Consider the following 23,557-nt stretch of genomic DNA (forward strand, 5'->3'; position numbering starts at 1 on the left):
AAACAGAAACGTTATTCTATTCCGTCGAGCAGGTAGTGCTCTACCCGCTCAACACGCCTTGGTTTACCTTGTAACACTAAAACGTCATTAGCCAATAAGGTTGTTTGTGCTGATGGCGTGTCTATTTCGGCTCCTTCTCTGCGCAGCGCTTTTACCAGTACCCGACGCTTTTCTAAATTTAGATTTTCGATTGTTTTATTAACTGCATAAGCTTTATCAGGCAGAGCAACCACATGTAAGTACTCTAACCGGTCACTTGATGTATCTTCGTTATCTTTAAAATAGCCTGCATAAAAGCTTTGCATTAACGGATAACGATTACGACGCTCTTTACTTACTCTTCGCACAATACGCGTCATCGGTACGCCCGACATAGACAACACATGCGACACGAGCATTAAGCTTGCCTCTAACGACTCAGGTACTACTTCGGTTACACCTAGCTCTTTTAAATAATCTAGCTGGCTATCGTCACGGGTACGAATGAGTATTTTAACATTGGGTGCTATTTGCTTTATGGCATCAATAACAACCTGTGCATGATCAAACTCTGTAAAAGTAATAATAACCAAGCGAGCTCGCTCTACTCCTGCGCACTTTAAAATATCTTTTTGTTTAACATAGCCAAATATGACAGGCTCACCCGCCGCTTTGCCTTCTTGTACTAAAATTGGGTTACTTTCAATCGCAACATAGTCTATTGCTTCGGGCTTTAAAAAACGCGCTATAGTTTGCCCAACTCGCGAAAAACCACAAATAACAACATGGTCACTATAAAGCGTACTACTTTGTGGCTCACTCTCGAGCGCCAAACTTGGGCGATCGAGTATGCCTAAACGCTTTAAAATAAATGGCGTTTTATCAATCAAAAATGGGGTAAATGCCATTGAAAGCACACCAAGGGCAATTAAAAATGAAGCTTGCTCTGAATTTAATAATTGATGCTGGCCAGCAAGTGCAATAAGTACAAAGCCAAACTCCCCCATTTGCCACAGCATAATGCCACAGGCGAGTGAATCTTGGTTTCGCTCATGCATTAGCCGCGCGCTAAAGGCTACCACTGCAATTTTTAACACCAGTAAACCCAGCAAGGCGCCAATAATTATTACGATATGCCCCAGTACAAATAAAATATCCAGCTGCATACCTACAGTAACAAAAAATAGCCCCATTAAAATATCGCGAAATGGGCGTATATCGGCCTCTAACTGATGCCTGTAATGGCTCTCACCTAACATCATTCCGGCTAAAAAAGCACCTAGCGCCATAGACAAGCCAAACATATACGTTAAAAAACCTGCAAACAACGCGACTAATATGGTGGTAAGTACAAATAACTCATCGGTTCGTACTTGCGCTATTTCTTTAAACACAATGGGCAATACCCATTTACCAATTGCCCAAAGAAGCACACATACAAATGCGCCTTTACTTAGGGCAAACGCTAAAGCCCAGCCAATACTTTGAGAGTCACTTGATGCAAATAAAGGAAGTATTATTAATAGAGGAACAACAGCAATATCTTGAAAAAGCAGTACACCAACGGCTAATTGCCCACGGCGCTGATTAAGCTCACCCGTTTCTTTTAATAGCTTAACTACTACAGCGGTTGAAGAAAGCGCCATAATTGTGCCGATGGTAAAACTGGTGAGTAATGAAAAGTTTAAGCAATATAGAATAATAATGAAGAGTAAACTGGTTATACCTACTTGTAATGAGCCCAAACCAAATACTAGGTTTCGCATTGCCATTAGTCGAGAAATAGAAAATTCTAGCCCTAAACTAAATAACAAAAACACAATACCCAATTCAGCTACAAACTCTATTTCGTGAGATTGTGCAAGCCAGCCAATACCATGACTACCGGCTAAAACCCCCGTTGCTAGGTACGCTAAAATAGGCGGCAAGCCAATGCGCTTAAAAAACCACACAAAAAGAACTGCCGCGACTAATAAGCCAAAAATTTGAGCATTAATACTTTGCAAATGCAGCCTCGCGTTTAAATTAAACTAGTAGCTTGTAAGTAAATATAACAACCATATGTTTTTCATGCAATTTTAAAATATGGCACAAAAATAGCTTAGTTATTGCAAAGTAACACCCTCGGGGGAGAATTTAATGGAAAACGTCCATATTTTGACGCAGCGTGTGTCTGGTCGCGGTGATTTTTTGCCGTTTTCGGCTGAACACTCACCTAAAAATGAAATAACTGAAACGCATGAACTCGTCGCAGAGCTACAAACAAGCTTAGTGATCGAGGATGTTCTGGCTATTTACGCTAAATTTGCAAAACAATTGCTCAATTTTTCTGGATTGCAGTTTCAATCAACTTTAGGTACTGCTCAAACATCACAAAGTGATACAAATAGTACACCCTATATTTTTGATTTAGCGATTAATAAAGACCACTTAGGGCAGCTAATTTATTTTAGTAAATTCCCACTTGGTCACGCAATTGAGAAAAAATTACATACATTACATAGTGCGCTGGTTTATCCACTTCGTAATGCGATGATGTATAGCCGCGTACTAAAGCTTGCCACAAAGGATGCGTTAACCGGTTTAAATAATCGTAGTCAATTTAATGACTTTTTACTTCAAAAGCTTGAAAACTGTCGCCGTTATCAACGCCCATTTAGTTTAATGTTGCTTGATTTAGATAACTTTAAACAAGTTAACGACAACTTCGGCCATAAAATTGGTGACGATACACTTAAAGAATTTTCAAAAGTACTGTGTAGCAGTATACGCGGCACTGATTCGGTATTTAGATTTGGTGGTGATGAGTTTGCTTTACTTATTGAAGACCCTGAGTTTACAACTAATAAAGTGATTGCTGAGCGTATAATGTGCTTAGTAAGAAAATCGCCATTAATGTCTAAGTATAAAGTAACAACCAGTATTGGTTTTACTTTAGCTAACAGCCAAGATTGCGAAACTGAGATATTTGCTCGAGCAGATAAAGGTTTATACAAAGCAAAGGCATCAGGTAGAAACTGCGCAAAAGCATATTAGCCTTTACTTAACTGCATTAAATAAAAAAGCCTAGCTTCCCCCGCTAGGCTTTGCACTTACCAATTTATAAATAAACAACGCAGCACAAAAACCAAAAAAGAACCCGCTAATTAAATTAAGTAATGCAGTAATAGTCGCAAGCGGTGTAAATAATACTAAAAGCAGTGGCAGGCTCACGCCTAAAATAAAAAACAATCCACCTTTACCTAACCAATAAGCTAATAAAAGTACTGAAGATACAACTCCACCCGCAACTGCATAACCTAACGTAACTATATTTAACTCAAGTAAAACATTAGCGATAATAGCTATTACGGCCGTTATCAGCATACCCATTGGCGCTTTAGTCACTAACGACAAACCAACATGCGGCTGTTTACTCATTTATTTACACTCCCAAAAAATACCATTTTCATCAACATGCTTAGCACTTATAAAATAACCAACCACTTGCACTAATTCATCATTATAGAAAATAAGCGGTACGCTGGCGCGAAGCCAAGGTGCTATTTTTGCATCTTTAAACCAATGCTTAACTGTATTACTACCAGGCTTTTTAAGTGGTTTTATACGCGCACTATTGCAATTAAAGCGCACTATTACTTGCTCATTAGCGTGTGGAGGTCTTACACCGCTACCAGCCCTTTTAATTAATAAACGCCCATCAGCAAGTTTTAGTTCTGAATGATTCAGCTCTGTATCTGTTAATACTTCACTTGGTGTTACAAAATACAAATAACCTTGATGCCGGCGTATTTGTCCATCGAGCAAATCAATACGCATTTGTGCGTCGTTTTTTGCGCACATTGCTTGATTAATAATTTGCTCAAGCTGCTTTTGCGATGGCATGACTTGTGTAAATAATGCAAGCCACGCACGTACTATATTTGCAATACGCGCTGAGCTGTATTCGCTTATTTGGCTAATGCACAGTGCTTGGTGCTCGTTAATACACTTATTTAAATCAAGCTGAGTGTACTCATCAAGTAGTGTTTGCTGCTGTTGTAGTAGCTCAATACTTCGTGCTGTACATTGTTCAAACCCAGTAAAGCGCTCGGCTAACACAGGTACTATTTTTGAGCGTAAAAAGTTACGGTCAAAACTTTCATCTGTATTTGAGTCATCAGTTATGTGGTTAATACTAAAGCGCGCCGCAAACGCTTCTATATCGCTTCGCTTTACGTTTAACAATGGCCTAAAACATACACGGCCACTTTGCAGCAAACGCACTTGGTGCATGGCGCCAAGCCCTTTTAAACCCGAGCCACGCTTTAAGCGCAGTAAAAACGTTTCTACTTGGTCGTTTAAATGTTGGCCCAATAAAACAATGCTGCCTTGTGGGCTTAGCTCATCAAGTGCTTTGTAACGTGCATCGCGAGCTTGGGCTTCAAGGCTCGTACGCGACTGCTGCTCAATTACAACTTTTGCGACTTTAAAAGGCACATCAAGCTCAATACATACATTTTTGCAAAAGCGTTGCCAGTCATCGGCATACTGGCTCAAGCCATGGTGAACATAAATAGCCGATACATCAATTGCAGGGTTATCGGCTCTTAAAGCACGCATTAAATGCAGCAACACCACAGAATCAACACCACCAGAAAGCGCCACAGTAAAAACAGTGTTACCTTGCTCAATATAGCTATTTAGTGATTTTTTTAATTGCTGATAAATTGCTGTTGTATGCATATGGCCGCACTTTAATATAAAAACTCTGAACATATTAAAGCAAAAAAGCCGCATAAGCGGCTTTTTTTAACAATTAATGTGTTTAGCAATAACCAAACGACATTAAACGTTTGTAACGTTGATCAAGCATTTCTTCAAGCGTAAGCGCTTGTAAGTCTGCTAGGTCACGCTTAAGGCGTACTTTTAAGTTACGTGCCATAGCATCGTAATTACGATGTGCACCACCTAGTGGCTCATCAACTAAGTTGTTGATTAAGTCTAGCTCTTTAACGCGCTCTGCAGTTACACCCATTGCTTCTGCTGCAAGCGGTGCTTTGTCAGCGCTTTTCCAAAGAATAGACGCACAACCTTCAGGCGAAATTACAGAATAAGTGCTGTACTGCAACATGTTAACTCTGTCGCCAACACCAATTGCTAATGCACCACCTGAACCGCCTTCACCAATAACTGTACATATTGTCGGCACTTTAAGTGACGCCATTACTTTTAAGTTACGTGCGATTGCTTCAGATTGACCACGTTCTTCAGCGCCAACACCTGGGTATGCACCTGGTGTGTCAATAAAGGTCATGATTGGCATTTTAAAACGCTCAGCCATTTCCATTAAGCGTAATGCTTTACGGTAACCTTCTGGCTTTGGCATACCAAAGTTGCGTTTAATTTTTTCAGCAGTATCACGACCTTTTTGTTGGCCAATAACCATTACCGGTTCGCCATCTAAACGCGCAATGCCACCTAAAATAGCTGGATCGTTAGCAAAAGTACGATCGCCAGCAAACTCGTCAAATTCCGTGAAAATGCGCTCGATATAATCTCGAGTGTAAGGACGCAACGGATGACGTGCTAACTGTGATACTTGCCAAGCGCCTAAATTAGAAAAAATCTCCTGTTTTTGTTTGGCACTTTTTTCTTTTAATTTGCTGACTTCCTCTTCTAACTCAAGGTCTAATTCGCCAGCGCGGCTGATACTTTGTAATTCTTCAATTTTTGCTTCTAATTCTGCAATTGGAAGCTCAAAATCAAGATAATTGAGGCTCATGCTCTAAACTACCTAATTAGTTAAATTCTAGTTCTACATCTTGCGCAGCCATTAGTGATAACTTATGGATTAAGTCGTCACTTGGCGTAACACACCATTCGATCCCAAGAGTTAATTGCGCCAACGCATCTGGACGTTGGTAATAAACCTTGATCGGACACGTTCCCATTTTATAGGGTTCGAGTACTTTTTGTAATTTATCGAAGAAACCTGCCTCGATTTGCACCATGTTCAGCGTCATTTTAATCGCTTTAATACGCTTTTCACGCGCTTGAGCAATGGTGTTTATTTCTCTGGCGGTCATTGTAATACCACCGGAGAAGTTATCAAAGCTGACCTGTCCAGATATTACCAAGATATTGTTAACTTGGAGCATATCTTGGTACTTTTCAAACTCGTCTGAATACAAGCGTACATCAATCCGTGCACTCTTGTCATCTAAAGTTACTAAGGCCCAACGATTTCCTTTTTTATTAATTAATACTCTAGAAGCAATCACCAAACCAGCGGCCGTTGCAAACACATCACGATTAGTTGGCTGTAAATCAACTATTTTTCCGCTAGTGTAATGCCTAAGCTCACGGCGGTACTGATTTATTGGATGCCCAGTTAAATAAAGGCCTAGCGTCTCTTTTTCGCCATCTAACCACTCGTTATCAGTAAGCCCTGTGGCTTTAATAAAAGCTTGTTCAACTTCATCAGGCTCAGTGGCTAATAAACCAAATAAGTCACTTTGTCCTAATTGCTCAGCTTTGTTGTGTTGATCGGCCGCACGCATAGCATCTTTTAAACTAGCTAGTAATGTAGCACGCCCAGATTGGGTTTTCTCTGGTCCTAATTGATCCAAAGCACCTGCGTAAATTAATTTTTCAGTAACACGTTTATTTAAGCGTTTTAAATCAACACGGGCACAAAAATCAAATAAATCTTTAAATGGGCCGCCTTTTGCACGCGCTTCTAGGATTGCATCAACCGGAGCCTCACCCACGCCTTTTATCGCGCCAATGCCGTAAACAATTTCACCTTCAAGGTTTACTGTAAACTTAAACTCACCTGCATTTACGTCTGGTGGTAATAAGGTGAGCTTCATGTTTTCACATTCATCCACCAAAATAACTATTTTGTCGGTGTTATCCATATCGGCCGACATTACCGCAGCCATAAACTCTGCAGGATAATGCGTTTTCATCCACAATGTTTGATACGATACGAGTGCGTAAGCTGCTGAGTGAGATTTGTTAAAACCGTAACCTGCGAACTTTTCTACCAAGTCGAAGATTTTTATCGCAAGCTCGCCGTCAATGCCGTTATTTCTTGCACCATCTTCAAACGTTGAACGCTGCTTTGCCATTTCTTCGGGTTTTTTCTTACCCATTGCACGACGCAGCATGTCGGCGCCACCTAGCGTGTAACCTGCTAGTACTTGCGCAATTTGCATTACTTGTTCTTGATACAAAATAATGCCGTAAGTTGGATCAAGTATTGGTTTTAAGCTTTCGTGCTGATACTGCGCATCTGGGTATGAGATTTCTTCTCGGCCCAGTTTTCGGTCGATAAAGTTATCTACCATGCCTGATTGCAGCGGACCTGGTCGGAACAAGGCCACAAGTGCAATCATATCTTCAAAGCAGTCGGGCTTAAGGCGGCGTACTAAGTCTTTCATACCACGCGACTCTAGCTGGAATACAGCGGTCGTTTCGGCGCGAAGTAACAACTCAATACTTTTTTTATCATCCAGTGGAATGGTGTTTATATCAACGGGGTCTTTACCTTGGCGCTTCATGCGCACATTGGTCATATCGACCGCCCACTGCAATATAGTCAGTGTACGTAAACCCAAGAAATCGAACTTAACTAAGCCGGCTGTTTCTACATCGTTTTTATCAAACTGTGTTACTGGAAACTTACCTTCGTCATCGCAATAAAGTGCAGCGAAATCGGTAATAGTGGTTGGCGATATTACTACGCCACCCGCATGTTTACCGGCATTACGTGTACACCCTTCAAGGATGCGACACATGTCGATTAAGTCTTTTACCTCATTGTCGCCATCGTAGGCTTCTTGCAAGCGCGGTTCTACATCAAACGCTTTGGCAAGTGTCATACCGGGGTCACCCGGAATCAATTTTGAAATTCGATCAACAAACCCGTAAGGATGGCCAAGCACTCGCCCTACATCGCGTATTACCGCTTTTGCAGCCATGGTACCAAAGGTAATAATTTGCGAAACCGCATCCCGACCATACAAAGCCGACACGTGATCAATTACTTCGTCTCGTCTATCCATACAAAAATCGACGTCGAAATCGGGCATTGATACACGTTCAGGGTTTAAGAATCGCTCAAAGAGTAAGTCAAACTCAAGTGGATCAAGGTCGGTAATTTTAAGCGCGTACGCAACTAACGAACCTGCACCTGAACCACGACCAGGTCCAACTGGAATATTATTATCTTTACTCCACTGAATAAACTCCATTACGATTAAGAAGTAACCTGGGAATCCCATTTGGTTGATTACACCGAGCTCAATTGCAAGACGCTCATCGTATTCAACACGTTTTACTTTTCTATCTTCTTCGTCGGGGAATAAAAACTGTAGTCGTTCTTCAAGGCCGTCTTGTGACACTTTAACTAAAAAGTCTTCAATTTTAAGCGAGCCGGTTGGGTAATCAGGTAAAAAGTAAGTACCTAATTGCACAGTTACATTACAACGCTTAGCGATTTCTACGGTATTTTGTAGGGCTTCTGGAATATCGCTAAACAACTCAGCCATTTGCTCAGGTGTTTTTAGATATTGTTCTTCAGAGAACCGTTTAGGGCGGCGCTTATCATCGAGCGTGTAACCGTCAAAAATAGCAACACGAATTTCGTGCGCTTCAAAGTTTTCTGGCTTTAAAAACACCACTTCGTTGGTGGCTACAACCGGTAGTTGCTCTTTAGCAGCAAGCTCTACCGCCATGTGCAAGTAATCTTCTTCAAGCGGTCGATTGGTGCGAACAAGCTCTAGGTAGTAGTTATCGCTAAAATGCTGCTTATAAAAACTAACAACCGATTCAATTACAGTCGGATTATTTTTTAATAATGCTTTACCTAAGTCACCGTCTTTAGCGCCTGAGAGAATAATTAAGCCTGCTTTTAGCTCAACTAACCATTCGCGGTCAATAACTGGGCGATGAAACACATGCCCACGCTGATACGCTTTAGATATTAATAAGGTAATATTTTTATAGCCGTCGTTGTCTTTGGCTAATATGGTTAAGCGGCTTGGCTCATCAGGAAACTCTGGGCTACGAACCCAAAAGTCAGCACCCACTATAGGTTTAATACCTGCATTATGCGTGGCGCCATAAAAACGCACTAAACCACAAAAGTTCATTTGATCGGTAATTGCAATGGCTGGCATTTGCAGCTCTTGCGCTTTTGCGACGATTGGCTTTGTTTTAGCAAGGCCATCAACCATCGAAAAGTCTGAATGAACTCTTAAATGAACAAAATCAGGAGCAGCCATGCTTAGCCCTCACCATTGACTTGCGCCAAAACCCGCTGCACAGGTTTAAAGCTTTTACGATGCTCGTCAATTGCACCGTATTGTTCAAGTGCTGCAAAGTGCGCTTTAGTGGGATACCCTTTGTGCCCTGCAAAACCATATTCTGGGTGGCGTTTATCAAGTTCAAGCATTTCGTCATCGCGTGCTACTTTAGCTAAAATAGACGCCGCTGAAATTTCGGCCACTAAGCTATCACCTTTAACAACAGCTTGTGCTGGCATAGTGAGTTTTGGCAATCGATTACCATCTATAAATACAAATTCAGGTTGTGTGCTTAATGCCTCTACTGCGCGAGTCATGGCAAGCATCGTTGCGTGTAGAATATTTAACTCGTCAATTTCTGTTGGACTGCAGCGTCCATACGCGTAGCACAATGCTTTTTCTTTTATTTCAACTGCAAGTGCTTGGCGTTTTTTATCCGTTAACTTTTTAGAATCTGCTAAGCCTGCAATTGGTTTAGTGGGATCTAAAATAACGGCGGCAGTGACTACATCACCAACAAGTGGGCCGCGCCCTACTTCATCTACACCAGCAATTAAGGATACATTGGGTCTATCAATCTGCATTTATTAACTCCGCCACAGCATTGGCTGCTTGTTCACTGGCATTTAATCTAATTTTTTCGTGAATAGCTAAAAAGCGTGCTTTTAACTCTTTGTTATCTGTGTTGAGCATAGGGGTAAGTGCGTTTGTTAAGTTAGTCACATTACACTCGGTTTGTAAAAACTCAGGCACAAGCTCTTCGTCGGCTAATAAATTAGGCAGCGAAAAGTACTTAATATTAAACGTAAATAAAGTTTTAAAAATCCAATAGCTCACAGGCTTTATTTTATAGCCCACAACCATTGGTTTTTTATAAAGCATACCTTCAAGTGTTGCTGTGCCCGAGGCTAATAAAATAGCATCAGCAGCTTGCATCGCTAATTTTGATTGCCCATCAAGCAGGTTAACATTAAGGTTTGGTGCGGTAGCGTTTAATATATCACTAAACTGCGCTTTGCGTTTTTCGTTAACCAACGGCACCACAATTTTAAGATTGGGGTTTTTAGCTTGCAACTGCGCGGCTGTTTTAATGTAAGTCTCGCTTAGCAAACCAACTTCAGAGCCTCGACTACCAGGTAGCAGCGCCAGTACTTTGTCATCAAGGCTTAAGCCGAGTTCTTCTCGTGCTTTAGTATCGTCGTGCTCAAGTGCTATGTCGTCAGCCAAGGTATGCCCCACAAATGTACATGGCACTTGGTGCTTATCGTAGAACTCTTTTTCAAATGGTAATAATGCTAACACTAAGTTAGTGGCTGCACTTATTGTATGAATGCGCTTTTCGCGCCACGCCCAAACAGACGGACTTACATACTGTACGGTTTTAATACCCGCATCTTTAAGTGGCTTTTCTACACGTAAGTTAAAATCCGGTGCATCAATACCTATAAATACATCAGGTGGGTTATCTACAAAATGCTGCACGAGTTGTTTACGTATTTTAAGCAAACGTGGTAAACGCCCTAGCACCTCAACAAGCCCCATAACCGAAAGCTCATCCATGTCGTAAAGTGTTTTACAGCCCTGCGCTTGCATTTTAGGTCCTGCTATTCCTTCAAAAATAGCGTCCGGAAAGTGTTTTTTAAGGGCTTTAATTAAGCCTTCACCTAAAATATCGCCCGACAGTTCACCTGCCACAATACCAATTCGTAGTTGTTTTTTATCTTTATTCATTTGATTTTATTTCACAAGTAAACCAGGCGTTCATGCTTGTTAGTTTACCGTGTTTTACTGTTTGGTTAAACGCTTTAAATAACTGGTTTTTTATTACCTAAGTTAAGGCTTTATGTTGTTTGTTTTTAATACTGATGTAGCATAGGAAATATATATTACGCTTTACTAATATGTATGTTGACAAAGATTGCACAAACGTAAATACTATTACAAACTTTCAGTAATTACTGAAAGTTCATTAAATTTTAACTTTGCCAATAAAATGTTGCCCTGTTAATCCGTCACTCTCAAGGAGCCAATAATGATAGATGAAACCTTTGTGGATCTATCGCGATTACAGTTTGCTGTTACCGCTCTCTTTCATTTCTTATTCGTACCGTTAACGATAGGTATGACCTGGATTTTAGTTATTATGGAATCGGTTTATGTTATGACCGGTCGCGAAATTTATCGTGATATGACTAAGTTTTGGGGAAAATTGTTTGGTATTAACTTTGCAATTGGTGTGGCAACAGGCCTTACCATGGAATTTGAGTTTGGTACTAACTGGTCTTATTACTCCCATTACGTAGGTGATGTTTTTGGGGCTCCCCTGGCTATTGAAGGTTTAATGGCATTCTTTTTAGAATCGACCTTTGTGGGTATGTTCTTTTTAGGCTGGGACAGGCTTTCTAAACGCCAACATTTAGGCGCGACCTTTTTAATGGCCATTGGTACTAACATGTCGGCGCTGTGGATTTTAATTGCCAACGGTTGGATGCAAAACCCAGTAGGCGCTGAATTTAACTATCAAACCATGCGCATGGAAATGACAAGTTTTGCAGAGCTTGTGTTTAACCCTGTAGCCCAAGTTAAGTTTATTCATACTGTATCGGCAGGTTATGTAGCAGCGTCTATGTTTGTGCTTGGTATTAGTAGCTGGTACATATTGAAGGGTCGTGATTTAGCATTTGCTAAACGCTCTTTTTCAGTCGCATCAGGCTTTGGTTTAGCGTCAATTTTGTGTGTAATTTTACTCGGTGACGAATCAGGCTACGAAGTAGGCGAAGTCCAAAAAGTAAAACTTGCCACAATTGAAGCTGAATGGCACACAGAAGAAGCTCCGGCTGCGTTTACCGCATTTGGTTTTCCTGATTCAGAAGAGCAAGTAACACATGCGGCGGTTAAAATACCTTACGCACTTGGGTTAATTGCTACGCGCTCACTAGATGAGCAAGTAACGGGTATTAACGACCTAGAAAAACAACATGAAGTACGTATTCGCAACGGTATGATTGCTTATGAATACCTTACAAAACTTAGAAACGGTGAAGATACGCCAGATAATATCGCCAAATTTAATACTCTAAAAGATGATTTAGGCTATGGCTTGCTACTTAAGCGCTACACACCTGATGTTGTAGATGCTACTGAAGAACAAATTCAAAAAGCTGTTAAAGACTCTTTTCCTAAAGTAGGCCCTATGTTTTGGTCATTTAGGATTATGGTTGCCTGTGGTGTGGCCATGCTAGGTGTATTTATATTGGCATTTTACTACAACGCACACCGCGTTATTGAGCAAAAACGCTGGTTGTTATGGGCTGCCGTATTGAGTATTCCACTACCTTGGATAGCGATTGAGTTTGGCTGGATTGTTGCCGAGTATGGTCGTCAACCTTGGGCTATATCTGAAATACTGCCGACCTTTTTAGCCACGTCGTCACTAACAGTAAACGATATTTTAATTAGCTTAACTGGGTTTATTGTTTTCTATACTGGTTTAGCCATTGTGGAAGGCTGGCTGATGATCCGCTTTGTTAAGCAAGGGCCAAGCTCGCTACATACTGGTAAGTATCATTTTGAATTACCAAGCAAAGCTGATAAAACTGAAGGAGAGCAATCATGATTTTTGATTATGAAACATTAAAAATGCTTTGGTGGTTGATCATTGGTGTGCTGCTTATTGGTTTTGCTATTACCGATGGTATGGATATGGGCGTTGCTATGTTGCTTCGCCTCGTTGGTAAAACAGATTCAGAGCGCCGCACAGTAATAAACACAATTGGCCCGCATTGGGATGGTAACCAAGTATGGTTTATAACTGCAGGCGGCGCGTTATTTGCGGCGTGGCCTATGGTTTATGCAGCTGCATTTTCGGGCTTTTACTTTGCCATGATGCTAGTACTCTTTGCTTTGTTTTTTAGACCACTTGGATTTGATTACCGCAGTAAAGTAGACTCAAAACGCTGGCGCAATAACTGGGATTGGGGCTTGCTTGCAGGCAGCGCGATTCCAGCATTAGTATTTGGTGTTGCGTTTGGTAATTTATTTTTAGGCGTACCGTTTAATATTGATAACCTTATGCGTGTAAGCTACCAAGGATCATTTTTTGGCTTGCTTAACCCATTTGGATTACTTGCAGGTTTAGTGAGTATTACCATGTTAGTTGCGCATGCGGGTATGTGGTTACAACTTAGAACAGCAAGTGTGGTCGCAGAGCGTTCGGGTCAATATGGTCGCTATTCTCTTATTGTGTTTATCGTGTTATTTGCTGCAGCTGGTTTTTGGGTGGCTAACTTAACGGGTTACCAAGTTGTATCTATGGCTGATACACAAAGTCATGCAGACCCTTTAGCTAAAGTAGTCACTACAGCGCAAGGTGCTTGGTTAAGTAATTACAGCACTCGTCCGTGGACAATGACCTTCCCTATTTTAGCCTTTGCAATGGCATTAAGTGCACTTGTGTTTTCAAAATTAAATAAACCTGCACTTGGACTTATTTCAACAAGCTTAATGTTAATTGGCGTAATTATGACGGCCGGTGTTTCTCTGTTCCCATTTATTATGCCATCGAGTAACAACCCTAATATTAGCTTAACAATTTGGGATGCGGTATCGAGCCATAAAACGCTCAATATAATGTTTGTTGCAGTGTGTATTTTTGTACCACTAATATTGTCCTACACCACTTGGTGTTACGTAAAAATGTGGCGCAGAGTAACGGTAGAAGAAATTGAAAACAACACTCATGGTAGCTACTAAGGAGACTAAACAATGTGGTATTTCGCTTGGATTTTAGGTGTACTTTTGGCCTGTACCTTAGGTGTAATAAATGTAATGTGGTACGAATTTCATCAAAATAAAAACAGCATTGCTGATGATGAACAAGCCATGCACGATCTATTAAATGATGCTAACAACACAAAAGATGACGACTAACCCCCGGCCAGATCGCGCGCAGCAGCAATCACTGCGCGCTTTTTTAAAGCGTCAAAGTAAACCCGCTGCAGTGTGGTTAAAGTTAAGCATTGCACTGGGTACTTTTAACGCATTACTGATGATTGCAGGTGCTTATTTACTGGCTCAAGCTATTCATAATGTAATGTTTGAAGGTAATAATTTAGCCCAAGTCACTCATTTATTATGGCCCTTAGCAGGCATTATTTTATTGCGCGCGGTGTTTTTAGCGTTAAGTGAGCGCTTAAGTGCATTTGCTGCGCTTAAAATAAAATCGGCTATGCGCCAAACACTTCTCCATAAGCTCAGCTTACTTGGGCCTAGTTATATAGAACAACACGGCCAAGGCGCTACATTAAATACCCTGCATAATGGCGTTGAAGCACTTCACGACTATTATGCTAAATACTTGCCAGGTGTTGCTTACAGCGCGCTTATTCCGCTGGCAATATTGGTAGTTATTTTTCCGACAGATTATAAAGCTGGGCTGATATTTTTATTAACCGCCCCGCTCATTCCTTTTTTTATGATTTTAGTAGGCTCTAAAGCCGAAGCTTTAAACCAAAAACGCTGGAAGCAACTTGCTGTACTGGGCAATTACTTTTTTGACCGCGTGCAAGGTTTAACTCAGCTAAAACTATTTAATGCAACATGTACCGAGCTTAAACAAATAGCTAAAATTTCAGATGATTTTAGACACGCGACACTCGATGTTTTAAAAATCGCGTTTTTATCATCATTTGCACTTGAGTTTTTAGCCACTATTAGCGTGGCACTCGTTGCCGTAATTATTGGTTTTAGACTATTTTTTGGCACTCTTGATTTTGCCACTGGCTTTGTGGTGCTACTTTTAGCGCCTGAATTTTATTTACCACTGCGCCAACTAGGTAGTCATTACCATGCACGTTTACAAGGTATTAGTGCGGCGGCCGATATGGTTGCGATTTTAAATGCCCCACTGCCAAGTGACGAAAATGCGTCAGTAACTACCAGCGCACCTGAAAACAATTTAACTTTAAATACAATTAATTCAATAAGTATTACCGACCTTAATTTTATATACCCTGGTAGTAACGAAGGGATTAAAAATATAAATTTAACATTGCCAAATAAAGGCTTAATTGCAGTTGTGGGCAGTAGTGGCTCAGGTAAAAGTACGTTGTTTGATTGTCTATTAGGGTTTCACCCTGAGGTGATTAACAACCTATCTATTAATGATCAGAGTTTAAGTACAACCGATATTACTTACTTGCAAAATAATATTGCATGGATACCACAACAAGCGACGCTATTTTACGACACCATTGCTGCCAACATTAAATTGGCCAAACCCACTGCCACACAGCAAGAGCTTGAACACGCGGCAAAACAAGCTGGTGTGCTTGAATTTATTAATACCCTACCCGATGGTTTTAACACCCAGATAGGTGAGCAAGGTGAAGGGCTTTCTGGCGGTCAAAAACAACGTATTGCACTGGCTCGCGCATTTATAAAAGAAGCACCAGTCTTAGTGCTTGATGAGCCAACTGCGCACCTTGATAGTCAAACAGAGCTGCTTATTCAAGATGCTATTAATGAATATGCTAAAAACAACTTAGTATTAGTTATTGCCCATAGATTAAATACCGTTAAACATGCCAGCAATATCATTATGATGCACGATGGAAAAATAGCTGAGCAAGGTCACTTTGAAACACTTGCAGCGCAAAATGGTGCATTTGCTGACTTACTAAAAACGGCTGAACAAGGGGTGGTGCATGTGTAATTTTATTCGTTTATTAAAACTTTGTGCTCCTCATTACAAAGCTATGCTATTGGGTACATTTTTAGCGACGATTACGGTATTAGCTAATGTGGGCCTGTTGGCTATATCTGGCTGGTTTTTAGCATCAATGGCCGCTGCTGGTATTGCGGGCGTACAAATGAATTATTTTACTCCTGCCGGCACGATTCGTTTTTTAGCTATTGTGCGAACAGCATCGCGCTATGGCGAACGCCTAGTTACTCATAACGCCACGTTTTTATTACTAAGTGAAATACGTACCAATGTATTTGCAACGTTAAGCAAGCTTAACAATGTTGATTTAGCAATGAGCCGCAGCGCTGATCTAGTTAACCGATTACAAAACGATGTAGACGCACTCGACAAATTTTATTTAAACGTTTTACTTCCTATGCTGGTCGCTCTTTTAAGTGTGCCAATCATCATGCTGTTTATGTCGGCCTATAATGGCAACGTCGCCCTTATTTGCTTTACTGGCATTATACTTATTGGTGTGGTTATACCTGCCCTACTCAGCATAAAGCTCACTAAAAACAGCCATAAAGAAACACAACTTAGTGCACAACTTCGCTCTGAGCTTTCAGATACACTTACAGGCCTTAGAGAGCTTAGTATTTATCAAGCCCGTTCGCAGCAACTTAATAAGTGCGACGAATTAAGCGAGCAGTACAATCAGCAATTATTTATTCGCCACAAAGCACTGGCAAACTCAGATGGATTAAGCTTGTTGGTTGTTCAATTAGCCATGCTTGCTAGCATAGTGACCATTGTGCCGCTGGTTTACGCAAGCAGTATGGTAAATGTAGAACTTGCTATGTTAAGTTTATTTGTACTGGCAAGCTTTGAAAGCGTATTACTACTACCCAACGCGTTTATAGAGCTTCCAAATGTTTTAAAAGCAGCAGAGCGATTGTTTACACTTGAAGATAAAGCAGCTAGTACGCAAATTGAAAGTAAACATGTAGACATTGATGAAAACTTTAGCGCGCAAAATCACAAGTTAGTACTTAACAATATTAGCTACCAATATGGTGAACAAACAGCGCTAACTAATATCAGTTTTGAACTAATGCCTCAGCAAAAAGTAGCGATTGTAGGTAGAAGCGGCAGCGGTAAAACGACGCTTGTAAATTTACTTACTGGTTTATGGCCTTTGCAACAAGGCTGCATAACGCTAAACAATCAAAATAGCGTTGTTGACTTACATTCGTTAAATAATGATATACGCGCAAATGTTATAAATATACTCGCCCAGCAGCACCATATTTTTGATGGCACATTAAGTGAAAACTTACGTTATGCCGCGCCAAATGCAACTAAAGAGCAAATGATTGAAGCGCTCGCATTAGCTCAATTGAGCCCATGGTTTAATGAGCTAAAAGAAGGTTTAAAAACACGTTTAGGCACTGGCGGGCGTAACGTGTCGCAAGGCCAATCTAGGCGTATAGCCATTGCCCAAGCATTACTTAAAAACCCTGCTATTTTAGTACTTGATGAACCAACAGAAGGTCTTGATAATCAATCTAAGCAAGGGGTAATGCAAGCAATAATGCATGTTATGAATAACGCGAGCGTGCTGACAATTACGCACGATCCCGCTCTACTTGCTCAAATGGATAATGTTGTATGGTTAGAAGGCGGTAAAGTAGTCGCACAAGGCTCTCATAAAGAGCTCAGTAGCACTTATCCCGATTATATTGCGCTAACTACCCGGTTTTAAAACCGTTACTGATACATCAATAACGCCGACTTTAGGGTCGGCTATCTTTTTAAACATACTCTTTGATAAATCAATAATACGACCTCGCACATACGGGCCTCTATCGTTAATTCTTACCGTGACTGATTTATTATTAGCGAGGTTGGTAACAACGACCTTAGTGCCAAAGTCGAACTCTAAATGGGCTGCTGTGGCGGCTTGTTGGCTAAAGCGCTCTCCGTTGGCAGTTGTTCTCCCGTGATATTTGTCAGCATAAAAAGATGCTTTACCAACTTGAGTAACCTCTCCAATAGATGATTTAACAATAGGTTGGCTACTACAAGCGGCTAAAGCTGAAGTAATAAAAAGAGTGACAACTAACTTAGGTAAACGCATAGGATGACTTTTATTATACAAATTAGATGCATACTAACTTGAGCTCGCTGAGTATTAACTGAATTAGGTCTAAACCGTGGGCAATAAAAAACCACCTTCGATTTATCATCTAGGGTGGTTTTTTTTATGCTTGAAGCAAAACACGCGAATTATCTTACAATGCCGCGCTCTGAGCTTTTAACAAAGTCGACCATCAATTTCACAGCAGGGTACTTTTCAGCATCTTCTGTGAGAGATTCAATCGCTTCTTCAGCACCTAAGCTTTTACGGTAAAACGCTTTGTATGCACGGCGTACAGCCATAATTTCATCACTTTCGAAACCACGACGTTTCATGCCTTCTTTATTGATAGCGGCAGGACCTGCTGGCATACCAATGGTAGTAACAAAAGGTGGTACATCTTTGTTAACACCTGAATACATACCAATAAAGGCATGTGCACCAATTTTACAAAACTGATGAACTCCCGAATTACCACCTAAGATAACCCAGTCGCCTACATGTACATGGCCGGCCACACTTGCATTGTTAGCAAAAATTACGTTATCGCCAATTACCGCGTCATGTGCAACGTGTGTATAAGCCATAAATAAGTTATTACTACCAATTTTAGTAACGCCTTGGTCTTGAATTGTACCACGGTGAATAGTGGCACATTCACGGATAACATTGTTATCACCCATGACTAATGTGGTTGGCTCGTTGTTGTATTTTTTGTCTTGGCAGGCTTCGCCCACAGACGCAAACTGAAAAATATGATTGCCAGAGCCAATAGTTGATGGCCCTTTAACAACAACATGAGACTCAATAATACAGTTATCACCGATAACAACATCATTGCCAATATAACTATACGGACCAACTGAGACATTGTTACCTAGTTTAGCGCCAGGTTCGATTATTGCTGTAGAATGGATCACTATTAAAACTCTCTTCTCGCACACATAATTTCGGCACTACACACTACTTTGCCGTCGACTCTAGCTTCTGCTGCAAACTTCCAAATGTTGCGACGTTCTTTTAAAAACTCAACATGAAGGTGCATTGTATCACCTGGGATCACTGGCTGTTTAAAACGTGCGTTATCAACAGCAGCAAATAAATATAATTCGTTTTCACTACGATTTTCTACTGTTTTAAAACCTAATAAACCCGTGGCTTGCGCCATTGATTCTAATATTAGCACACCAGGAAAAATTGGCTGATTTGGGAAATGGCCAGTAAATATAGGTTCGTTTATAGAAACATTTTTAATAGCATGTAAAGATTTGCCAGGTGTAAAATCAATAACACGATCAATTAATAGCATCGGGTAACGGTGCGGTAATAAACTTAAAATTTCTTGAATATCAAGGCTATTTAATTCGTTTGCCAAAATAGCATCCTTATTAGTGTTCAACGTTATGACTTAGCCAATGCTTCCAGCGCTTTAAGACGAGATTTCATGTCTGAAAGGTTACGCAAGTGAGCTATTGATTTACGCCATTCTTTGTTTGTTGTATGGGGCATACCAGATGAGTAAATACCTGGTTCGGTGATTGATTTTGTCACCATACTCATGCCGGTAATTATAACACCATCACATACAGACATGTGACCATTAATTGCAACCATGCCACCAATTTGACAGTTTTTGCCAATGGTAACGCTTCCTGCAAGTACGGTGCAGCCCGCGATTGCGGTGCCTGAATTAACTTCAACGTTGTGCGCTATTTGACACTGATTATCGATAATAACATTGCTATGGATAATGGTATTGTCCAGTGCGCCACGATCAATTGTCGTGCTTGCACCAATTTCAACTTTGTTACCTATGATCACTGAACCAAGCTGAGGTATTTTTACCCATTGCCCGCGTTCGTTCGCATAGCCAAACCCATCACTACCTACAACACTATTTGCTTGAAACAAACAATCTGAACCAATTTCAACATCGTGATAAATAGTCACACTAGACCAAAGCTTAGTGCCAGAGCCTATTTTAACACGTTCTCCGATAAAACTGTTCGGACCAATTTGCGCATTGTCACCTATCACCGCATCAGCTTCAATGACTGCATTAGCCCCTATAGCGGCGCTGTCACTAACAATCGCTGTTGAATGAACCGTAGCACTTGGATGAATACCCGTCGAGGCTGAGCGTGGTGTTGTATCCATAAATTGCGCTAATTTTGCGTAACTTACATACGGGTTAGCAACAATAATTTTGCTACCACTAAAGTACTGAGCATCGGCTTGGCTTACTATTACAGCGCTAGCTTGAGTAGTTTCAAGTTGCGAGCGATATTTTGAGTTCGCTAAAAATGCAATATGCCCAGAATGGGCATTTGCAAGTGTCGCTATTTTTTTTATTTCTAAAGCGCCATCACCCTGAAGTTCGGCGCCTAGAAGTTCCGCAATTTGCGAAAGCGTATAATTTTGCATAGAGTGATTATTTCTTACTAACTGCAGCTACAACTTTAGACGAAAGATCAGTTACTTCTTTAGGATTAAAGTAAATTGTTGTGTCTTTTACTTTAACTTCGTCGAAGTCGCCGTCTTTAGCAATTTCTTCAATTGTTTTGATGATTACACCTTGAACTTTAGCAAGTTCTTGGTTTTGGCGCGCTTTGATTTCTTGCTCTAAAGGACGACCTTGTTCAGCAAGATTTTTTTGCATGCCTTGGATTTTATCACGTAGTGCATCTTTTTGAGCTTGGCTCATAGTTGTACTTTCGCGTTTAAATTTTTCAGCTTCAAAACGAATATCGCCTTGTAACTTTTCAAGCTCTTGACGACGTTCAGCAAACTCAGTTTGTAAAGACTGTTCAATTTTAGCCATTTGAGGAATTTGCTTGTAGATTTCCTGCATATCAACAATACCTACTTTGTGTGCAAATGCATTCACAGAAGTACCCATCATTAAAGTTGCTAAAACTGCTACAGCTGTTGATTTAAATAATTTTTTCACAAAAAACTCCTTTAGAAAGTGTTACTAATGTTAAAGCTGATGGTTTTCGTATCGTCATCTTCTTCTTTTTGCAATGGATACGCAAAACTGATCAGCATTGGACCCATTGGAGAGATCCATTGTAATGAAAGACCGGTTGAAACCCTAAAGCGCATTGGGTCTGAATAGTCATCTAATTTAGCACGTTCATCAACGCCTAAGTTTTGATAGCGGTCTACGTTAAACTCAGTATCCCATACGTTTGCAGCATCAACAAAGAAGCTAGTACGTACAGAGCTGGTATTCTCTTCATCTAAGAATGGCGTAGGAACAATTAGCTCCATACCTGCCACTGCTTTAGCATTACCACCAATACGGCCTTGTGGCACTAGAATATCAAATTCTGATGCGCCACCAATGCTACCGGTTGTAGTACCGTCTGCACCTGGCGTACCCGGAATAGACTGCGGTATACGCGATACAGCACGTGGTAATATTGTATTACGGTCAAAGCCACGAAGTTCCATTTCCGTTATACGGAAGTACTCTTGGAATGGAAGTGTTTGCTCATACCCGTTTGTAGAGCCATAACCATTACCATAACCAAGCGCTGCACGCGTTGAGAATACCCAACGGTGGTCATTTGATATAGGCCAGTAAAAACGCGAATCGTAATTCAGTTTAAAGTACTGAAGATCTGAGTTAGGCGTTGTTGCTGTTAAGTTTAGAGTTTGACGCGAACCCGCTGTTGGGAATAAACCACGGTTAACAGTAATACGCGACCAACCAACACTCAGCTCGTACTTAGTAAAGTCAAAGCCTGCATCTGGGTTGTCTGGATCTAAGAATGTTTCACGAAGTACACGCGTTTGCTCGTACTCTGCTATATCCGAAAGCTCTTCTTTAATCCAACGGGCGCCAAAGTTAACACGATTTACAGCATCAATTGGAAAACCAATATTTGTGCCTAAACCATAACTTTTTGATTTGTACTCAACAAGACTGAATTTACTTGCATCGTAGTTTCTGTAAAAGATGCTACTGCCTTGCGATACACCATCTGGCGTAAAGTATGGGTCTGTGTACGATAAGCTTAAGCTTTCAGAACCTGTAGACGTATTAAGGTTTAAACCAATTTGGTTACCTGTGCCTAAAAAGTTAGATTCTGTTACACCAATATTAAACTGCAGACCTAAGTAAGAACCATAAGCAAGACCAGCATTAAAGCTACCCGCTGATTGCTCTTTTACAGTAAAGTCTACATCTACTTGGTCATCCACACCTGGTACAGGCACTACGTTAAAATCAACAGTTTCCATGTAAGGCAAACGTTGAATTTGTAGTTTTGAACGCTCAAGGTTTTGATTAGATAACCAGGCGCCTTCAAGTTGTGTCATTTCACGGCGAAGTACTTCATCAGCTGTATTTTGGTTACCACCAACAATAATACGACGAACATATACACGCTTACCTGGATTAACCGATAGTGTTAGTTGTACTTCTTGCTTTTCGTCGTCAATTTCTGGAATTGTACGCACTTCAGCATTAGCGTAACCAAAACGTGCTAAGTAGCTTTTAATAAATTCTTCTGACGAAGTAACGACTGAGCCATTGTAAAGCTCACCCGCTCTAAGTGGGATAACACTTTTAATTAAGTCTTCACGGCCAAGCAAGTCACCAATAAAGTCAAAGCCTTTAACGGTATATTTTACGCCTTCAGTTAAGTTAGCTGTAACGTAAACTGATTCACGTTCAGGGCTCACTGATACTTGCGTTGAATCGATATTAAAACGTAGGTAACCACGGTCTAAATAATAACTACGAATTTTTTCTAAATCGCCTTCAATGGTTTGCTTTTGGTAGCGATCGCTACCCATAAACTGCCACCAAGGTAAATCTTGCTGCGATTCAGCAAGTTTAAGAAGCTCTTCATTAGAAAAAAGTTCATTACCCACTAAGTTAATTTGTCGGATAGAAGCTGCATCACCTTCATCAAACTCTAATTTAAGTTTAACGCGGTTACGAGGCAATTTAGTAATGCTGATATCTACTTTAGCGTTGTATTTACCAATACTGTGGAAAAACTCAACTAAGCCCTTTTCGATACTATCGATAACGGTTTTATCAAGTGGTTCACCTTGGCGAATATCTTGCTGATCAAGAGACTCATTAAGCTGCTCGTCTTTAATGTCTTTATTGCCTTCAAACTCAATGAAGCTGATGGTAGGACGTTCCGTTACTTTAAAAATAACGTTGTTGCCATCACGAAGGGCTTTTATGTTATCAAAGTGCCCAGAACGATAAAGTGACTTTATTGTTTTTGAAATCGTATAGTCATCAACATTATCGCCTACGTTAATAGGAATATGTGTTAGCGCTGCACCAAGTGCTACACGCTGCAAACCTTCAACTTTCAGGTCTTCAACAATAAAGGAGTTTTGGCCTAGGGCTGCAAAACTTGCACCCAATAAACTTGTTACTGCCAAATGTTTTTTTATAGCCATTTTATTATCTTTATCCTTTACAACTGT

19 protein-coding genes are annotated in these 23,557 nt (G+C 40.6%); 6 read left to right on the top strand and 13 right to left on the bottom strand.

The annotated features are described in order from the left end of the window. Nucleotides 1-11: 11 nt before the first annotated feature. Nucleotides 12-1,985 carry a monovalent cation:proton antiporter-2 (CPA2) family protein gene (locus H5089_RS15675; protein WP_024596261.1) on the bottom strand — a complete coding sequence of 658 codons (1,974 nt, stop codon included), beginning with the start codon at nt 1,983-1,985 and terminating at the stop codon, nt 12-14. 133 nt (nt 1,986-2,118) lie between these two features. Between H5089_RS15675 and H5089_RS15680 the strand changes: the two genes are divergently transcribed. Continuing rightward, a complete protein-coding gene (locus tag H5089_RS15680) occupies nt 2,119-3,015 on the top strand; it encodes a GGDEF domain-containing protein (protein ID WP_182712624.1) in 897 nt (298 codons plus the stop codon). A 30-nt stretch (nt 3,016-3,045) separates the two neighbouring features. Here H5089_RS15680 and H5089_RS15685 read toward each other — a convergent pair whose 3' ends face one another. The 6 genes from H5089_RS15685 to lpxB all read right to left on the bottom strand — a co-directional run bounded on the left by H5089_RS15685 (nt 3,046) and on the right by lpxB (nt 11,003). Continuing rightward, complete coding sequence (locus tag H5089_RS15685; RefSeq protein WP_182712625.1) at nt 3,046-3,399, bottom strand: hypothetical protein; 354 nt, start codon at nt 3,397-3,399, stop codon at nt 3,046-3,048. Beyond that, nucleotides 3,400-4,704 (bottom strand): tRNA lysidine(34) synthetase TilS, encoded by a 1,305-nt coding sequence (tilS, locus tag H5089_RS15690; RefSeq protein WP_182712626.1) that lies wholly within the window; start codon nt 4,702-4,704, stop codon nt 3,400-3,402. Nucleotides 4,705-4,786: 82 nt separating this feature from the next. Further along, complete coding sequence (gene accA, locus H5089_RS15695; RefSeq protein ID WP_002958297.1) at nt 4,787-5,743, bottom strand: acetyl-CoA carboxylase carboxyl transferase subunit alpha; 957 nt, start codon at nt 5,741-5,743, stop codon at nt 4,787-4,789. Between the two features lie 16 nt (nt 5,744-5,759). Next, nucleotides 5,760-9,251 carry a DNA polymerase III subunit alpha gene (gene dnaE / locus H5089_RS15700; RefSeq protein WP_182712627.1) on the bottom strand — a complete coding sequence of 1,164 codons (3,492 nt, stop codon included), beginning with the start codon at nt 9,249-9,251 and terminating at the stop codon, nt 5,760-5,762. 2 nt (nt 9,252-9,253) lie between these two features. Beyond that, complete coding sequence (gene rnhB / locus H5089_RS15705; protein WP_182712628.1) at nt 9,254-9,856, bottom strand: ribonuclease HII; 603 nt, start codon at nt 9,854-9,856, stop codon at nt 9,254-9,256. Then, nucleotides 9,846-11,003: a lipid-A-disaccharide synthase gene (gene lpxB / locus H5089_RS15710; protein WP_182712629.1), complete on the bottom strand. Its 1,158-nt coding sequence runs from the start codon at nt 11,001-11,003 to the stop codon at nt 9,846-9,848. Before lpxB ends, rnhB begins: the two co-directional genes overlap by 11 nt. Nucleotides 11,004-11,304: 301 nt before the next feature. Here lpxB and H5089_RS15715 point away from each other — a divergent pair, with 301 nt between their 5' ends. From H5089_RS15715 to cydC, 5 genes are read left to right on the top strand one after another with little or no spacing between them, the layout of a single operon-like run. Then, nucleotides 11,305-12,888 (top strand): cytochrome ubiquinol oxidase subunit I, encoded by a 1,584-nt coding sequence (locus H5089_RS15715; protein WP_182696042.1) that lies wholly within the window; start codon nt 11,305-11,307, stop codon nt 12,886-12,888. Continuing rightward, the gene (gene cydB, locus H5089_RS15720; RefSeq protein ID WP_002958302.1) at nt 12,885-14,024 is read left to right on the top strand and encodes a cytochrome d ubiquinol oxidase subunit II; all 1,140 of its coding nucleotides are present in this window, start codon (nt 12,885-12,887) and stop codon (nt 14,022-14,024) included. The genes H5089_RS15715 and cydB overlap by 4 nt, the downstream gene beginning before the upstream one ends. A gap of 12 nt (nt 14,025-14,036) precedes the next feature. Next, nucleotides 14,037-14,201: a cytochrome bd-I oxidase subunit CydX gene (cydX, locus tag H5089_RS15725; RefSeq protein WP_002958303.1), complete on the top strand. Its 165-nt coding sequence runs from the start codon at nt 14,037-14,039 to the stop codon at nt 14,199-14,201. Continuing rightward, a complete protein-coding gene (gene cydD, locus H5089_RS15730) occupies nt 14,191-15,984 on the top strand; it encodes a thiol reductant ABC exporter subunit CydD (protein WP_182712641.1) in 1,794 nt (597 codons plus the stop codon). Before cydX ends, cydD begins: the two co-directional genes overlap by 11 nt. Then, on the top strand, nt 15,977-17,722 hold the full coding sequence (gene cydC, locus H5089_RS15735) for a thiol reductant ABC exporter subunit CydC (RefSeq protein WP_182712630.1): 1,746 nt from the start codon (nt 15,977-15,979) through the stop codon (nt 17,720-17,722). Before cydD ends, cydC begins: the two co-directional genes overlap by 8 nt. Here the strand turns inward: cydC and H5089_RS15740 are convergent. The 6 genes from H5089_RS15740 to bamA form a co-directional block, all read right to left on the bottom strand. Next, on the bottom strand, nt 17,705-18,097 hold the full coding sequence (locus tag H5089_RS15740; RefSeq protein WP_182712631.1) for a septal ring lytic transglycosylase RlpA family protein: 393 nt from the start codon (nt 18,095-18,097) through the stop codon (nt 17,705-17,707). The two genes, cydC and H5089_RS15740, sit on opposite strands and share 18 nt — an antisense overlap. A 149-nt stretch (nt 18,098-18,246) precedes the next feature. Beyond that, on the bottom strand, nt 18,247-19,017 hold the full coding sequence (lpxA, locus tag H5089_RS15745) for an acyl-ACP--UDP-N-acetylglucosamine O-acyltransferase (protein ID WP_182712632.1): 771 nt from the start codon (nt 19,015-19,017) through the stop codon (nt 18,247-18,249). 2 nt (nt 19,018-19,019) lie between these two features. Next, nucleotides 19,020-19,472, bottom strand: coding sequence for a 3-hydroxyacyl-ACP dehydratase FabZ (fabZ, locus tag H5089_RS15750; protein ID WP_002958310.1), 453 nt, complete (start codon nt 19,470-19,472; stop codon nt 19,020-19,022). A gap of 26 nt (nt 19,473-19,498) precedes the next feature. Then, nucleotides 19,499-20,521, bottom strand: coding sequence for a UDP-3-O-(3-hydroxymyristoyl)glucosamine N-acyltransferase (gene lpxD, locus H5089_RS15755; protein WP_182712633.1), 1,023 nt, complete (start codon nt 20,519-20,521; stop codon nt 19,499-19,501). Between the two features lie 7 nt (nt 20,522-20,528). Beyond that, nucleotides 20,529-21,047: an OmpH family outer membrane protein gene (locus H5089_RS15760; RefSeq protein ID WP_002958312.1), complete on the bottom strand. Its 519-nt coding sequence runs from the start codon at nt 21,045-21,047 to the stop codon at nt 20,529-20,531. Nucleotides 21,048-21,058: 11 nt separating this feature from the next. Beyond that, nucleotides 21,059-23,530, bottom strand: a complete 2,472-nt coding sequence (gene bamA / locus H5089_RS15765; protein ID WP_024596248.1) for an outer membrane protein assembly factor BamA — start codon at nt 23,528-23,530, stop codon at nt 21,059-21,061. Nucleotides 23,531-23,557: the final 27 nt, after the last annotated feature.

The sequence above is a fragment of the Pseudoalteromonas sp. SR45-1 genome (genome assembly GCF_014163655.1).
GTDB lineage: Bacteria > Pseudomonadota > Gammaproteobacteria > Enterobacterales > Alteromonadaceae > Pseudoalteromonas > Pseudoalteromonas distincta.